Origin of the sequence: Thermacetogenium phaeum DSM 12270 (assembly GCF_000305935.1) — a bacterium.
Taxonomy (GTDB): Bacteria; Bacillota; DSM-12270; order Thermacetogeniales; family Thermacetogeniaceae; genus Thermacetogenium; species Thermacetogenium phaeum.
In genome coordinates this window covers 1,945,957-1,960,325 of sequence record NC_018870.1, presented here as the reverse complement: position 1 = coordinate 1,960,325, position 14,369 = coordinate 1,945,957, and the positions used below count along the sequence as shown (strand labels likewise).

Annotated in this window: 17 protein-coding genes and 1 pseudogene; 14 read left to right on the top strand and 4 right to left on the bottom strand. The window is 51.5% G+C overall.

Features of this window, described 5'->3' with window-relative positions:
- Positions 1-51 precede the first annotated feature (51 nt).
- Positions 52-987 (bottom strand): annotated as a pseudogene (locus TPH_RS14825) (transposase).
- Positions 988-1,226: 239 nt separating this feature from the next.
- On the bottom strand, positions 1,227-2,342 hold the full coding sequence (locus TPH_RS09600; protein WP_049886113.1) for an IS1634 family transposase: 1,116 nt from the start codon (positions 2,340-2,342) through the stop codon (positions 1,227-1,229).
- Between the two features lie 195 nt (positions 2,343-2,537).
- Here TPH_RS09600 and istA point away from each other — a divergent pair, with 195 nt between their 5' ends.
- Genes istA through TPH_RS16710 form a run of 3 tightly spaced genes read left to right on the top strand, consistent with a single transcriptional unit; the run spans position 2,538 to position 4,531 of the window.
- A complete protein-coding gene (gene istA, locus TPH_RS09595; protein ID WP_015051002.1) occupies positions 2,538-3,725 on the top strand; it encodes an IS21 family transposase in 1,188 nt (395 codons plus the stop codon).
- Positions 3,718-4,299, top strand: a complete 582-nt coding sequence (locus TPH_RS09590; protein ID WP_015051001.1) for an ATP-binding protein — start codon at positions 3,718-3,720, stop codon at positions 4,297-4,299. Before istA ends, TPH_RS09590 begins: the two co-directional genes overlap by 8 nt.
- On the top strand, positions 4,280-4,531 hold the full coding sequence (locus TPH_RS16710; RefSeq protein WP_456243254.1) for an ATP-binding protein: 252 nt from the start codon (positions 4,280-4,282) through the stop codon (positions 4,529-4,531). Before TPH_RS09590 ends, TPH_RS16710 begins: the two co-directional genes overlap by 20 nt.
- Positions 4,532-4,579: 48 nt before the next feature.
- Here TPH_RS16710 and TPH_RS09580 read toward each other — a convergent pair whose 3' ends face one another.
- Positions 4,580-5,074, bottom strand: coding sequence for a DUF4277 domain-containing protein (locus tag TPH_RS09580; protein ID WP_015051000.1), 495 nt, complete (start codon positions 5,072-5,074; stop codon positions 4,580-4,582).
- Between the two features lie 451 nt (positions 5,075-5,525).
- On the opposite strand from TPH_RS09580, the gene yedE reads away from it, so the two are divergent.
- The 11 genes from yedE (at position 5,526) to TPH_RS09525 (ending at position 13,482) form a co-directional block, all read left to right on the top strand.
- The gene (gene yedE, locus TPH_RS09575; protein WP_015050999.1) at positions 5,526-6,578 is read left to right on the top strand and encodes a YedE family putative selenium transporter; all 1,053 of its coding nucleotides are present in this window, start codon (positions 5,526-5,528) and stop codon (positions 6,576-6,578) included.
- Positions 6,579-6,686: 108 nt separating this feature from the next.
- Positions 6,687-7,175: a DUF3343 domain-containing protein gene (locus TPH_RS09570; protein ID WP_015050998.1), complete on the top strand. Its 489-nt coding sequence runs from the start codon at positions 6,687-6,689 to the stop codon at positions 7,173-7,175.
- Positions 7,166-8,029, top strand: coding sequence for an NAD(P)H-hydrate dehydratase (locus tag TPH_RS09565; protein ID WP_015050997.1), 864 nt, complete (start codon positions 7,166-7,168; stop codon positions 8,027-8,029). The genes TPH_RS09570 and TPH_RS09565 overlap by 10 nt, the downstream gene beginning before the upstream one ends.
- A 15-nt stretch (positions 8,030-8,044) precedes the next feature.
- Positions 8,045-8,266, top strand: coding sequence for a sulfurtransferase TusA family protein (locus TPH_RS09560; protein ID WP_015050996.1), 222 nt, complete (start codon positions 8,045-8,047; stop codon positions 8,264-8,266).
- 227 nt (positions 8,267-8,493) lie between these two features.
- A complete protein-coding gene (locus TPH_RS09555; RefSeq protein ID WP_015050995.1) occupies positions 8,494-8,895 on the top strand; it encodes an arsenate reductase ArsC in 402 nt (133 codons plus the stop codon).
- A 558-nt stretch (positions 8,896-9,453) separates the two neighbouring features.
- A complete protein-coding gene (locus TPH_RS09550; RefSeq protein ID WP_015050994.1) occupies positions 9,454-9,915 on the top strand; it encodes an iron-sulfur cluster assembly scaffold protein in 462 nt (153 codons plus the stop codon).
- On the top strand, positions 9,906-11,060 hold the full coding sequence (locus TPH_RS09545) for a cysteine desulfurase family protein (RefSeq protein WP_028990904.1): 1,155 nt from the start codon (positions 9,906-9,908) through the stop codon (positions 11,058-11,060). Before TPH_RS09550 ends, TPH_RS09545 begins: the two co-directional genes overlap by 10 nt.
- Positions 11,061-11,216: 156 nt before the next feature.
- Entirely contained in the window at positions 11,217-12,389 is a 1,173-nt protein-coding gene (locus TPH_RS09540) for a permease (RefSeq protein ID WP_015050992.1), read from the top strand.
- Between the two features lie 141 nt (positions 12,390-12,530).
- Positions 12,531-12,767, top strand: a complete 237-nt coding sequence (locus TPH_RS09535) for a thioredoxin family protein (RefSeq protein WP_015050991.1) — start codon at positions 12,531-12,533, stop codon at positions 12,765-12,767.
- A gap of 90 nt (positions 12,768-12,857) precedes the next feature.
- Entirely contained in the window at positions 12,858-13,070 is a 213-nt protein-coding gene (locus TPH_RS09530; protein ID WP_015050990.1) for a hypothetical protein, read from the top strand.
- Between the two features lie 70 nt (positions 13,071-13,140).
- On the top strand, positions 13,141-13,482 hold the full coding sequence (locus tag TPH_RS09525) for an ArsR/SmtB family transcription factor (RefSeq protein WP_015050989.1): 342 nt from the start codon (positions 13,141-13,143) through the stop codon (positions 13,480-13,482).
- Positions 13,483-13,594: 112 nt separating this feature from the next.
- Here the strand turns inward: TPH_RS09525 and TPH_RS09520 are convergent, their stop codons facing one another.
- Positions 13,595-13,987, bottom strand: coding sequence for a helix-turn-helix domain-containing protein (locus TPH_RS09520; RefSeq protein WP_015050988.1), 393 nt, complete (start codon positions 13,985-13,987; stop codon positions 13,595-13,597).
- Between the last annotated feature and the right edge of the window lie 382 nt (positions 13,988-14,369).

Genomic DNA, 14,369 nt, shown 5'->3' with positions numbered 1-14,369 from the left:
CTGTAGGTTGCTCCTTGACAACTTGATCATGGTTTGGCACTACTGCCTGGCTTAGATCAGCCTGGCTACCCGGTTCAGGTTATATCCCCAGATGGCTCCGCCCACCCAGCGCCGGCAGCCGTTCAGTCCCCGGTAAAGAGTCCGGCCGAGCCCGTAGCGCCTTTTCAGCTAACTGATTGTTCCTTCTTGACCGGCCCGCCAGCGCTGAAGCCGACGGAACCAGGACTGGCGCTCGTGTTCGTTGCGCCGGCGGCTGCGTTTGCCTTTAAAGGGCAGGCTGACTTTTTTTACCCCCATTTTCTTTAAAGCGCGTTCGTTGGCGGGAGCCCAGAACCCCCGGTCGGTAGCTGTGCCTTCAGACACTCGCCCGGTGCGCTGAATGTGTTCCTTGACCCCGGGGACGAGCAGTTCTTTATCCGGAGGGTTGCCTATCATCACGTCGTACTCGGTCACCAGCCACTCTGCACTTTCCCTTTGTAGCCGAACTCGGTTTCCCGGTGTGCCTTGCCGCGTTTGATGGGCCGGGCCTCAGGGTCAAAAATACTCACCAAACGGTTCGGCAGGATCAGCTGACCGGCATTCACCTGCTTTCGGACCAGGTGGGCGTTTAATTCGACCATGTGGTCACTGCCGCCGGCATCTAATCGCTGGCGGATCTTGGACAGACTGCTGGGATGGGGCACCGGCCTGTCCCAGGGAATCCGGCAGAACCGGCGCCAGCTGATCCGGTCGTTGACCAGGGCACAAAGGCGCCGGTCGCTGAGATCATACTGGTGCTTGAGGGCGACCATGCGCAAATAGGTTTCCGCCGGTACGGAGGGCCGCCCCAGACACCGATGGTATTTGTCCCGATGGTGTGAAGAAACGCTCATCATCCAGCCAGGCGTCCAGTTTGGCCAGATCGTCCGGAAGCTCAAGCACCTCGGGCGGCAATAGCAAATCCACCAGTGATATTTGTCGGCTTTCTTCCTGCCGGATTCGCAGCATTATTTTTCACCCCCGCAGGAAACTGGGCTTTTGCGTCGAACCATGATCAACATAGGGATTTCCTCCTGTGCGTTTGTTTTGTTTTCTTCTCCTTAGACAATTCGCCACAGGAGCCGAAATCCCTTGATTTATATGCATTGTCAAGGAACTTTTTGGCTGACTTTTTCAGCGGAATCTATCTAAACCTCGATGAAGAGGATTTTTTAAAAATTTAGGGTTCAAGAGGATTGGATTTAGCTTCAACCAGTATCCATGTCATCCAACTCCATTGGTTTGACATTCAAGGCATCTAATATATCATGCATAAACGGCTTGATATTACCGATCTGCTGAACTACCTGACCATTGACGGTCAGGGTGACAATGGCCGGTATGCGGAACATAAAAAGCGCCTGCTTGGCCGATTTAGCGAGCCCTTCTTGCTGGCAGACATACTCGATCAGGGCATAGACTATAAGGGCGATGATATTGACCAGAACCAGGGATCTGATCCGATCGTCTGACTGCAGGAACACCGGCCTGATCTTGAGGGTGCTCTTCGTCGTCCGGAATCGGGCTTCGACCCGGTGACGGGACTTGTACCCCTCCAGCACCTGGTTTGCATCGTGGGTCGCTCTCGCCAGGCTGGTGGCCAGGATGTACTTCCCCAGGAGGCGGTGCTGCTGCTCCAGCATCTCCGGGTTGTAGCTCCAGCTAAGGTCGAGACTGCCGTTTTCGCCCTCAAGACTGATGTTAAACAGCGGTCGCAGGTTGCCGTGGCCTTCGAAGGCCTTGTTGATCTGGCCGATCACGTACTCCCTATTCTTGAACTTGCGGGTGTTTAAGGAGCCCTTTATCTTGTCGAGTCTCTTAGCTATTTTATCGAGCTGTTTATCAAGGGTCTTGCGCTGCTGGTTGTAGAGATCATCGCTCTTTACGACCACCGCTCTGCAGGTGTAATGCCTGCCATCGTGGGTGAAGCTGTAGGTGGTGTCGATCCCGGAGTAGCCGCCTTTGCCCTTGGCCGAGGTGTAGGCCAGGGGCTGGAACTGTTCCTCGGGGAAGCTGAGGATGAATTCCCTGTCCTTGCAGGCAAGCGGCCCCAGGAACTTCATCTTTTTTCTGAGCAGTGCGGCCAGATTGGGCTTGGTCATCATCGCCCGGTCGCCGATGATTAAAAAGTCTTTCTTTTTGAGCCGCTTCTTCAGCGTCTCCAGGTTCTTTAAGGCCTCTTTCTGGTCGGAGGCGTTGCCGGGGAGGAGACGGTGGCATAGGGGAATACCCCCCTTGGCCGTCACGTTCAGCTCCACCACCGCCTGCTTCTTGTCCTTCTTCTGGTCACGACTGTAGCCGAGTCTGATCAGTTCGCTCCTCAATGTAGTCCCCTTCAAAGTAGAAAGAATGTCATTGGCGGTGATAAAATGACCCCATATGGCGGATGAAAACTGACCCCCCTCCATCAAAAAAGGAGGTAACAAAATGGGGCAAGCAGAAACCATCTCCCATGATAATGAGTATGGGAGAGAGAATCAAATGCTAACACATGATCTTTGGGTAGAGATATCTGCATCATGCGCAAAATGGGGAAATCTATAAAAAAGATCTCCAAAGAACTAATGATCAGCAAGAACACCGTCAGAAAAGCCTTGCGTAGCGAGTCTTACAAGCCTTATCAGCGGGAAAATTGTAAACCCGGCCTGCTGTCTGAATTCATGCCGTTCCTGATTGAGCGGGCTCCGCAGTTGGACTTTAATGCCACCAGCCTCTTCAGGGAAATCAAAAAGATGGGCTATGCAGGAGGCTACACCCTGGTCAAAGAGGCGGTGCGCCCGCTAAGGGAGACCCACCGCCAGCTCGAGGCGGCAACAACTTGCTTTGAAACCTCTCCCGGGCTGCAAGCGCAGGTGGACTGGGGCAGCAAGAAGATCATGCTCGGAGGCCGTCTGACCGGGGTCCACATCTTCGTCATGGTGCTCGGCTTCTCCAGGGCGATCTACGTGGAGTTCACCCTGGACGAGAAGCTGTTCACTCTGATCGCCTGCCATGAGCATGCGTTTGCCTGGTTTGGAGGCATTCCCGAAGAGATTCTCTATGACAATCCCAGAACCATCGTCCTTGACCGGGCGACTGTAAATGCCAGGATTAATCCGAAGTTCGAAGACTTCTCCCAATACTACGGCTACACCCCACGGCTGTGCCGGCCGTACCGCGCCAGGACAAAAGGCAAGGTCGAGTCGGGTGTGAAGTATGTTAAAAGATCATTCCTGACCGGTCAGGAGTTCCCGTCCCTGGCATCTGCCAACGAGCAGGTACTGGCCTGGATCAGGGAGGTAACCGACCAGCAGATTCACGGCACAACTCACGAGCAGCCGGCGGCGCCCTTCCGGCGGGAAAACCTCCGGCCCCTTACCAGCAGGCCGCCATATGTTCTGCAAGATTGGCAGATGCGCAGGGTGGCTACCGACTGCCTTGTCTCCTACGCATCCAGCCGCTATTCGGTGCCCTGGAGGTACGTACACCAGACCATAGAACTGCAGGATGGAGGCGACCTGATATCTATCTACCACCAGGGAGAACTGATCGCCACCCACCGCAAGGCGGAGAGCAAGCACCAGGTCATCATGAACATGGAGCACTATCGAGGCCTATCAGAAAAACAGGATGCCACCAAGAAACCGGCTGCTCCGCTACCTGAGGTTGAGGTCAGAAGCCTGGATGTCTATGCATCGCTGGTCGAGGGGGGTGCTCTCGTTGGATAACCCGCAGCTTCTCAGAATCCAGGAAAACCTCAAGCTGCTCAAACTGCACCGTACCGGCCAGCAGCTCGAGATGTTGCTCCAGGAAGCGAGCAAGAATGAGATGTCATACTCCGACTTCCTGGATAGGCTGTTGGAGGAAGAGATCTCCCTCAAACAGGAGAAACACATGGCTCTGAACACCGCATTGGCCAAGTTTCCCTACATAAAAACCCTGGAGTCTTTCGACTTTTCATTCCAGCCATCCATAGATCCGAAGATTATCCGGGAGCTGGCTACCTGCTCCTTCATCGACAGGGCGGAGAATCTTGTCCTGTTGGGTCCTCCAGGGACGGGGAAGTCCCACTTATCAGTGGCTCTGTGGCTGAAGGCAATCCAGAAGAAGTACCGAACGCTCTTCACCCCGGCTATCGCTTTGATTGCTTCCCTGAACAAGGCATACGCCGAGAACCGCCTGGAGGAGAGGCTTAAAGTTCTACTGCGTTCCCAAATTGTTGATAATAGACGAGATTGGTTATCTGCCTGTCGATGTCCATGGGGCGCATCTGTTATTCCAGTTGATCTCCAGGAGATATGAGCGTGGTTCCATAATCCTGACCAGCAACCGCGGTTTTGGGCAGTGGGGAGAGATCTTCGGCGACACGATCATCGCCACCGCCATCTTGGATCGTCTACTTCACCATAGCACCGTCATCAACATCAAGGGTGAATCCTACCGGTTGAAAGAAAAGCAGCGTGCCGGATTGATTAGGAAACCGCTGGATACATCTTTAGCTGAAGGAGGTGATCTGGCAACCGCCCTCGCTTAGTTTATTTGTTTCAGTCTAATGGGGTCAAAATTCGAGCGCCAAAAGGGGTCAATTTTCAAGCGCCGTTGACAAAGAGGTGAGGTCCCAGAGTATCTGGTCTGTATCGATTTTGCCGAAGCGGGAAAGAACGCCGAGCACGATGGCTTCTTCGATATCGTTTTCGTAGGGAGCAATTGCATCCAACGCCCTTCCCACCCTGTCGTCGTTCAGCTTATCAGGCGGTATTCCGTAGAGTTCCAGGACGCCTCTTGCCTCAGCCCATTCTTCAATGTGCAGAAGCGGGCAGGGATCGTTGAGACGGTTTAGAACCAGTTGCTCGATCACCTGGCCATGGGTTAGCCCTCTCTCGACATTACGTTCCATGGGCACGATCCTGTCCACGATATCCCGGACGCCCAGGGCCCGGAGGAACGGACCCAGCAGGTAGAGGGAGCCGATCGTCTTCATGGTATCGATATTGATGTTAATCCCTGGTATGCTCTGAAAACGGTTGACGGGCTTTCCCTGAAACAGGCCGGAGTAATTTCTTCTCTTGTAGGACATAAGGCGCACCTTCCTTTAAAAAATGCCGGTTTTATAGGAAATTCGCGCCTTGTTAAAGATTTCCTCCTTTCTTGAGAAAAATTTTTAAAAAATTTTTCGCCTGATTAAAAATTGCTTAGTACGGAAGATGGGTAAATACGATCTCATTTTACGGGTTTGACTGCGCCGGAGACGGCTCCTGCAGAAGTGCCTTTCTCCGGGCTTGCCGTACTGAGCTGCCGTCACACGGTTTAAAGCCCGCTTTCGCGATCAACCGGTAACATAACATTTTTTTATGATTAACATAAAAATTAATGGAGGAAAATAAGGCATTTTATAGAAATTAGTAAGTAATCCCGTAATCATAACAATAACAAAACGTTATAGAACAGAGAGGAGGAGTGGAAAAAGGGCGAGTTACAGAAAGATCGTCGGTTAAGAGTGGTTTTATATTTTTAAGGAGGGAGAGCTTTTGAAGACCAAGAAATATTTAATGATAATTGCGGGGTTTGTCTTCGGGGTGCTGGCAGCTTGCATGACCGTTCTCGGCAATCCGGGCAACATGGGGGTCTGCATTGCGTGTTTTTATCGCGATATCTCAGGGGCGTTGGGCCTGCACCGGGCGGAAATAGTACAATATCTGCGTCCGGAGATAATGGGTATTTGTCTGGGGGCTTTGATAGCGGCTGTTGCTTTTAAAGAATTCAAACCCAGAGGGGGTTCCAATCCGCTGGTGCGTTTCCTCCTGGGCATGTTCTTAATGATCGGGGCCTTGGTTTTTTTGGGTTGTCCGGTGCGTGCGGTCATCAGGCTGGCCGGGGGCGATCTCAATGCGATTTTTGGACTGGCCGGTGTTGTCTTCGGTGCCGTCATCGGAATATGGTTTTTGAGGCGCGGGTTTAATTTGGGAAGGGCAACTCCCGGTCATACCTTTACCGGCTATTTGATACCCTTGATAATGGTACTTCTCCTGCTTTTTGCGGTTTTCCGGCCTGAATTCATTTTCCAGAGCAAGGAAGGGCCGGGAGCTTCCCATGCGCCCCTGATCATATCTTTGATCGTAGGTCTGATCATCGGGGCACTGGCTCAAAGAACGAGGATGTGTTTCGTAGGCGGTTGGCGGGATCTCTTCTTAGTAAAGGATACCTATCTGTTCAGCGGTATTGTAGCCTTTTTTGTCGGTGTCCTGGTCGTCAATATTATCACGGGAGCTGTTAACATCGGTTTTGAAGGCCAACCGGTCGCCCACACAAACGCCTTATGGAATTTTATGGGTATGGTCTTGTGCGGTTTGAGTTGTACTTTATTAGGGGGATGTCCTCTGCGGCAGACCGTACTGGCGGCAGAGGGGGATACCGACGCAGGCGTAACGATCATGGGCATTTTTTTGGGAGCAGCGGTCAGCCATAACTTTTTGCTGGCTTCGAGCGCTAAGGGAGTCGGCCTTTTTGGGCCTGCGGCAGTGATCATTGGTTTGGTATTTGTTTGCTGTATAGGCTACTTCATGTCTGAAGGGGCAGCGTAGCCAACCCCCTACGGATGTCATGGGAGGTGATCATCGATTCTTTTCAGCAGAAAGAAAGAAAAACAAACGGAAAAAACAGAAACAGAGCAAAGAGAGCGGGGGCTTGTCTTGTTCGATAACGTTGGGGATGCTATCAGGGCTGAGAAAATTCTAAAGAATAACGGTTATCACTGCAGGCTTGTGGCTCCGCCACCGGCATTGAGAAAAGGCTGTGACCTCGCTCTGGATATTAATCTTGTTGAGCAGGCGGCCGTTGAAAGGCTGCTAAGCGACAAGGTTTCCTATGTTGCCATTACTCCTTTAGCGGGAACGGCGGAGCTGATTAATGTCGTCCAAACGTACCGTTATGACGGCTATACCATGGTTAAAGCCGGCAATATGAAGCTGACCTTTGAGGACGGCAGCGGTGTCATAGTCAACATTTCCGGGGGAGGATGCCCCGATATCCCTTATCTTCATCTGGAACTGCTGGGGCGCAGGTTAGACCAGATCCCCCAACCTAGAGAGCTCGGGCACACCCTCTGTGCTCTGATGCTGGATCGCGCGGTTGAAGGAGCCCTGGAAATATGGAGAGGAAGCGGTAAAGGATGCTGCTAATGGCCGGGATAATGCCTCTGAAAGATCTGCCCTTAGTAAAAGGAAGAGTCCGTCGGGAAGACGACCTGCTCGTGATAGAAGGTTATAGAATTCCCTGTACACAGGGAACTGCAGCTATGGTCAGCGCAGCGCTGGAGGTGACCGGGCACCTGAAAACCGATCCCCCGTACTTTGTCTTTGCTGGTGACACAGGTAGAGGTAAGGGAAGCCGGCAGTTATACCAATTCTTAATTGACAACCTGACCGCTCTGCAGCCGCAGGTGTTGGTGCTGCACTACTGGCTGCCCGTTCTTAAACTGATGCGGGACTTATACGAAGCGGCCGTCCGCTGCTCGAAGAAACCTGTGTTGATTGCCGATGCAGGATCGATGTATGCCGCCAAAGCCTGCGGACTGGCGCCGGAGTTCGATGTGTTTACCCCGGACGCTGCAGAGCTGGCTTTTCTTGCCGATCCTGAGGCCCTTCATCCTGCATATATCAGTAAACATCTTTTTGAAACGGAATCTGACAGGCATCCAGAACTCATCACAACAGCATATAACAACAAAGGAGCATCCAAAATACTGCTGGTCAAAGGAAAACGGGATATTGTTGCTGCCGAAGACAGAATTATCGCCGTGATCGATGAACCGGATATACCAGCCATGGAATGCATTGGGGGCACAGGAGATACTATTACAGGTATGTGCGCTGCTCTGATATACAGCGGAATGTCCCTTGAGAAGGCTGCCGTAACCAGCGCAAAGGTTAACAGAATGGCAGGCTTACTGGCCGGTGTTAACCCGGCTAGCAGAATTTACGAAGTCATTAAACGAATACCGGCAGCTCTTGCCCAAGCGGATCTTAATAATTGAGAAGGAGGTTTTGTTATGCCACTTGAGGTTGATGCCAGGGGGCTTTCCTGTCCTATCCCTGTAGTAAAAACCAAGAAAGCCATGGAAAGCAACCCCCAGGAGGAGATAATCGTTCTCCTGGACAGCAACGTCTCCAAAGAAAACGTGTTGAGATTGGCGGACAGTAAAGGGTATCGAGCCGAAGTGCAGGAATCCGGCGGCGAATACCGGGTTGTTCTCCTGCCGGGTTCAAAGTAAGCTGTTTTTTTAGCAATCCCCTGCCACAAAAGCCGTTACTCTACCTGCTGGGTATCGCTTTTGTGGTTTTTTGTGAAGAAATGGCAGAAACCGAATTTTGCCTGAAGGGACCGAGGATTTACCGAAGCTGATTGTTAGTTGGCAGAAAACGGACGAACAGACAGAGAGGCAAAGAAGGGTTCTTTAGAAAATAATATTTAATTAACGAATAGAAGAGGGGTGCCTGAATGAAGAAGAAAGTGGCCTTCGTATGTGTTCACAATTCATGCCGTTCTCAAATGGCAGAGGCTTGGGCAAAGAAATTAGGAAGTGATGTTTTAGAGGCGTATTCGGCAGGGACGGAGGATTATCCTGAAGTACAGCCGCCGGTGGTGCAGGTGATGAAAGAAGCGGGGATTGATATGAAAGGGCATCGTCCCAAATTGCTGACCGAACTTCCGGCTGCAGTGGATATTCTTATAACGATGGGATGCAATGTGGAATGCCCTTCGCTGCCGTGCAAGTATAGAGAGGATTGGGGGCTTGCCGACCCCACAGGCGGCCCGATAGAAGATTATAGAAAAACAAGAGACATCATTAAAGGGAAAGTGGAGGAGTTAATCCAGAAGGTGAGAAACAATCAGGTTTAATCACTCTGGATGGGAAGAACTCTTCATTTCCAGTTGTCGATGAAAGAGCCGCTTTTGGCAAGGCGGATGATAGCCGCTTGGTTATTGACGCATTCCTCGAGGAGTATATAATTAAAATAAAGAGCATATGCCAAATTTGTTGACAGAGGCGTCTTGCTGACGGGGCACCGAACGCTCTTGGTCAGAGGGAAGGCAGAAGAAAAACTTGCATTATTTTATGCGCAGCATCAAAATAGTGGTAGACCACCATGCCGCCAGCGGCGGCACCAACAGAGTAACGAAAAAAGGGTTTATCCTTGACGGCGCAGCGACCTGACGGAGGTTGTTACTCGCCCTTGACGAAGGAGCAGCAAACAGCAGCCGTATCGAGACAGGATGTCGAGATAGGCGACTCTGCGCCAGGGAAGGCGCATAGGAGCCGGTCGGCTGCTTATCTATCGACGAGTCTTAGGGCGAGTTAAACCGGAGTCCGGGAGCAAGCGTAAAGGATGAACACATATTTTCAGGGTAGGAGAAGAGCGAAAGTGAATCGGAACGGAGAAAGAAGGGGTTCGTTTGATGTATGGTCCTAAGATTATTGAACATTTTCAAAACCCCCGCTGCGCAGGTAAGATTCCCGATGCCGATGGAGTGGCCACGATTGCAGAGGGGTGTGGGGACGTTTTTCGGTTTTACGTAAAAGTTCGTGACAACCGCCTGGAAAAGGTGCGTTATGAGGTCAAAGGATGCCCGGTGGCCATTGCGTGCTGTAGCATGACGGCCGTGCTTGCCGAAGGAAAGACTCTGGTCGAGGCAATGCAGATCACAAATCAGGTCGTAGAAAAGGCCTTGGGAGGGCTTCCACCTGAAAAAAAGCACTGTTCTAATCTGGCTGCAGATGCCCTCTACGAAGCCATACAGGATTACCTGTACAAGCGAGCCCTTGAAGGTAAAACATCACCTGCTAGGTCATCGGGGGATGACTGGCGGAACCTGTACCTGCAACGGGAGACCCCTGGTAGTAAGGGGAATTGGAGATGATCTACCTCGATCACGCCGCCACAACTCCCGTGCACCCGGAAGTAGCTGCCGTGGTGCAGGATGTGATGAGCAATTGTTTTGGAAATCCTTCGACCCTCCATGCGATCGGCAGAGAGGCCAGAGGCCTCTTGGATAAAGCCCGGCAGCAGGTGGCCGACCTCATCTGCGCCCGGCCGGAGGAGATCTTTTTTACGAGTGGGGGAACCGAGGCGGATTTCCTGGCTTTGTGGGGAGTGGTCTCCTCCCGCAAGGGGCGCGGCTCCCACATCATTACTTCATCCATTGAGCATCACGCCGTGCTCAACAACTGCGCTTACCTCGCCGAGCTGTTTGACTGCCGTGTTACTTATCTGCCGGTTGACGGAGCTGGAATGGTTGATCCCGATGATGTAAGGCGGGCGATCGAGAGGGAGACGGCGCTTATTTCCATCATGCATGCCAACAATGAGGTGGGTACCATTGAGCCGGTAGAGGAAATCGCCGCTATTGCCAGAGAAGAAGGGATACCCTTCCACGTAGATGCTGTGCAGACGGTAGGTCATCTTCCCATTGATGTGAACCGCCTGGGTGTCGACCTCCTTTCCCTTTCCGGCCACAAGTTTTACGGGCCAAAAGGGGTAGGAGCACTGTATGTGCGGCAGGGAACGCCATTCACCGCAGTGCTGCGCGGAGGTGGTCAGGAAAGGGGTTACCGCTCCGGTACTGAAAACATCCCCGGAATTGCCGGGCTAGGGCAGGCGGCAGATATTGCCCGGCGCGACCTGGAAGAAGAGACGCAGCGCCTGCAAAGGCTGCGGGACGCATTGATACAGGGGATCGAAGAGCGAATACCCGGGGCGCGGCTGAACGGGCACCGGACAAGGCGGCTGCCGCATAATGTCAATTTTTCCTTTCCCGATGTGGAAGGGGAGTCGTTAGTGTTAGGCTTGGATCTTCAGGGTATCGCGGTCTCCTCCGGTTCTGCCTGCAGTTCCGGCACCGGCGAGCCATCTCATGTGTTGCGGAGTCTCGGCCTGCCGGAATCTTACCTTAACGGTGCAGTTCGCATGACTCTAGGCAGAGCAAATACTGAAGAGGATATCCCAGTTGTCATCGAAGCTCTAGAAGGCCTTGTCCGCAAGTTAGGCCGGCTTTTTTCCGCCTGAACCGGTCGTTTGAGGCGCTCGACCTTAATATAGAATGTCAGCAGTAAGCATGGTTAGCGAAATCGGGATCAGTTATGTTGTTGCAATTTATATTTCTTTATGAGAAAATAGGAATATAATAATAAGCGGTTGAAACATCCGCAGGAGGGCGGGATTATGAAAGAACGCGACAAATTCCTTGCACTGTTGGCGTTGTTTCTCGCGGCCTATTATATACCTTTTGGTCACCCGAGGGTAAGCAAAGCAGTTCTGGAAGGCTTTTTGATGCTTCAGGATTACGCACGGACTCATGTTCTCTTCTGCCTGGTGCCGGCCTTATTTATCGCCGGGGCGATTTCCCACTTCCTCTCTCAGCAGGCGGTAATGAAGTATTTCGGCGGAGGAGCCAAAAAGTGGCTGGCTTATCTCGTAGGGTCTGTTTCCGGAACTGTGCTGGCAGTTTGTTCCTGTACTGTACTCCCTCTTTTCGGGGGAATTTACAGACGTGGGGCGGGATTGGGTCCTGCCATCGCTTTTCTTTACTCAGGCCCTGCCATCAATATCCTGGCGATTGTGCTGACGGCCAGGGTACTGGGTTGGGAGTTAGGCCTGGCCAGGGCAGTGGGAGCGGTAGTCTTCGCCCTGGTGATCGGCCTGCTGATGGCCTTTATTTTCCGGAAGGAGGAAAGGGAGCGGGCGGAGAATTGCCGTCGAGCGGCGGCCGGTCTGCCGGAGGAAGAAAGAACCCCTGTCCAGACACTTCTGTACTTCCTGGTCATGATTTTTATCCTTATTTTTGCTGCCTGGAGCAGACCTGCAGAGGGCGAAGGATTCTGGCTGGCAGTTTTTCAGGTGAAGTGGTATCTCGTTGCCGGTTTGCTTGTCCTGCTGGGGTTGATGCTCTGGCGCTGGTTTAAGAAGGATGAGATTGTCTCTTGGATGGATGCCACCTGGTTTTTTACCAGGCAGATTATACCTCTGCTGTTCGCAGGTGTTTTCGTGGCAGGATTTCTCCTGGGGCGTCCCGGATTCGATAACGGAATTATTCCGTCAGCGTGGATTGCCGCTGTAGTGGGTGGCAATTCCCTGCAGGCGAACTTTTTAGCTGCCCTGGCCGGTGCCTTAATGTACTTTGCAACCCTGACCGAAGTGCCGATTCTTCAGGGATTGATAGGCTCGGGTATGGGGAAGGGCCCGGCTCTGACCCTGCTGCTGGCGGGTCCAGCTTTGAGTTTGCCCAGCATGCTGGTTATCATTCGTGTCATCGGATTGAAAAAGGGCTTGACTTATGCCGGCCTGGTCATCGTTATGGCTACGCTTACCGGTTGGCTTTATGGGATGTTTTTTTAAACGGCATCCCTTAAATGTGCTCTGTGGACGGCAAAAAACGGTTTGCACCTGGGTGGCGGGTTTTGTTTGATTCGACTGGCAATCGACAGATAATTGAGATATAAGTATGTCGAGAAAACTATTAAGAAGGAGGCAAAAAGAATGGAAATCAAGGTTTTGGGAACCGGGTGCGCTAAGTGTAAGAAGCTTGAGGAGATGGTGCGGGAAGTTGTGGGCGAGCTGGGGGTAGATGCTGATATCGTGAAGATCAGCGATCTCAATGAGATATTGGAGTACGATATCATGATGACCCCCGGTCTTGTTGTAAACGGTGAGGTTGTATGCTCGGGCAGAATACCGAAAAAAGAGGAGATCCGGAAGTGGCTGCAGCAAGAATAGGGGTGCCGCTGGCCGGAGCTTAAAAGTCAGAAGAAGAGGGGTTCCTCTTCTGATGATTGTGGATTTTGGCAAAAAGGAGGCCTTGAAGAAATGGCGGTCAGGACCTGCCGTGTTTGTGCCCTCTCTCGGCCTGTAGAACCGAATGGGACCTGCTACTGTTACAAGTATCAGCGCATCATCAAGCCGCAGGACTGTGAATGGGATTGGGGGTGCCTCTACTTCACTGAGATAGTTCCAGATGAAGATCTCACCGCCTACCAGTATCTGCTTATTAAAGAAACAGAGCTGGCAACAAAGAAGTGACATTTGCCGACGTAGATTGTCCCGTGTGGACATACTGCGGCCGTTCGGTGTTGGAAGAGGGGGTGAAGAAATGAGAGGTGATATTTACGATCGGCGCGCCAGGATTGCCAAGGCTTTGGCTCATCCTCTGCGCTTGAAAATAATCGATCAGCTTGCCTCGGATCGAGAAAGGTGCGTCTGTGAGCTTGTGGAAGCTATCGGCTGCGACCAGCCGGTGATATCTAAACATCTGGCTGTTTTGAGGAATGCCGGGGTAGTTGCTTTCCGCCAGGAGGGCACCAGCGTCTACTACAGGCTGCGCACACCCTGTATCAAGAATTTTCTGGAGTGTATCGATCGTGTCATCAAAGAGGACCTGCAGGAGATTAAGAAGGAGATGGACGGGGTGTTCAGCTGTATCGACCTCGGATGATGCCTTAGATGTTGAGCAAATTATAGGTACATTAAAACAATGTCGTCAGGTGTTTTGACGAAATCGTTTTGAGTTTTGCCGATAGCTTTTTATCTGAGGGGCTAGTTGCCCTTCATTCTTTTTCTATATAGGGAAGGATGGTTTTGATGATCTTTTCAATCACCGCTAATTCTTTCGGCGAACATTTGTCGAGCAGGCTGAGCAATTCACAGTCTTTTTTGTTTTCACCGGCCTCGTAAGTAGAACCTGCTTCTTGAAGTCGATCACCGGTGGCCGTTTTTCCGAAAATCAAGTAATCCAGTGATAAATGCAGGCATCTGGCAATGTTGACCATGGCCGGTAGGCTCATCTGCCTCTCACCTCGTTCCAGTTGTCCGATATAGTAGTTTGAGAATCCTGTGAATTCAGCAAATTCTTCCCGGGAAAGGCCGAGCTTTTCTCTCTCCTCGCGTATCCTTTTCCCGATGGCTATATTATCTATCATTACTTTTTTTCTTTTCGTCATTTTGTAATACTCCCCACTTATTAACTTTACCGGAATTTGAGCATTACCTGAATCAGCAAACGGCATATATGAAGGGTTTGCCGTAAGCCAATCTCCGGCTGTGTCTTTCAGGATATTTGGGGGGCAAAAAATGATCCACCCGAAGTTTGCGTTTCCTGGGTTCTCTGAATGCAGTGACAGCAGGGAAGCAACGGTATTTCGGGTGGATTATAACAAGATTATCAAACATCTCCCTGTATTGGAAGATCATATTAGCCGATCAAGGAGTAGGGATAAAAAGCAGCACCATGAGAGCTATTACCAGAAAATTCGAAGCAGATAGCCAATAAATAAAATTTGCAATTTGCGTGTAATCCCTATAAAATACATCTGCGGCTATTTC

Coding starts and splice junctions, on each gene's coding strand:
- TPH_RS09530 (WP_015050990.1), top strand. CDS start 12,858: ATGGCGGTCAGGACCTGCCGTGTTTGTGCCCTCTCTCGGCCTGTAGAA.
- TPH_RS09580 (WP_015051000.1), bottom strand. CDS start 5,074: ATGTCCTACAAGAGAAGAAATTACTCCGGCCTGTTTCAGGGAAAGCCC.
- TPH_RS09520 (WP_015050988.1), bottom strand. CDS start 13,987: ATGACGAAAAGAAAAAAAGTAATGATAGATAATATAGCCATCGGGAAA.
- TPH_RS09540 (WP_015050992.1), top strand. CDS start 11,217: ATGAAAGAACGCGACAAATTCCTTGCACTGTTGGCGTTGTTTCTCGCG.
- TPH_RS09535 (WP_015050991.1), top strand. CDS start 12,531: ATGGAAATCAAGGTTTTGGGAACCGGGTGCGCTAAGTGTAAGAAGCTT.
- TPH_RS09525 (WP_015050989.1), top strand. CDS start 13,141: ATGAGAGGTGATATTTACGATCGGCGCGCCAGGATTGCCAAGGCTTTG.
- TPH_RS09550 (WP_015050994.1), top strand. CDS start 9,454: ATGTATGGTCCTAAGATTATTGAACATTTTCAAAACCCCCGCTGCGCA.
- istA (WP_015051002.1), top strand. CDS start 2,538: ATGCGCAAAATGGGGAAATCTATAAAAAAGATCTCCAAAGAACTAATG.
- TPH_RS09565 (WP_015050997.1), top strand. CDS start 7,166: ATGCTGCTAATGGCCGGGATAATGCCTCTGAAAGATCTGCCCTTAGTA.
- TPH_RS09560 (WP_015050996.1), top strand. CDS start 8,045: ATGCCACTTGAGGTTGATGCCAGGGGGCTTTCCTGTCCTATCCCTGTA.
- TPH_RS09555 (WP_015050995.1), top strand. CDS start 8,494: ATGAAGAAGAAAGTGGCCTTCGTATGTGTTCACAATTCATGCCGTTCT.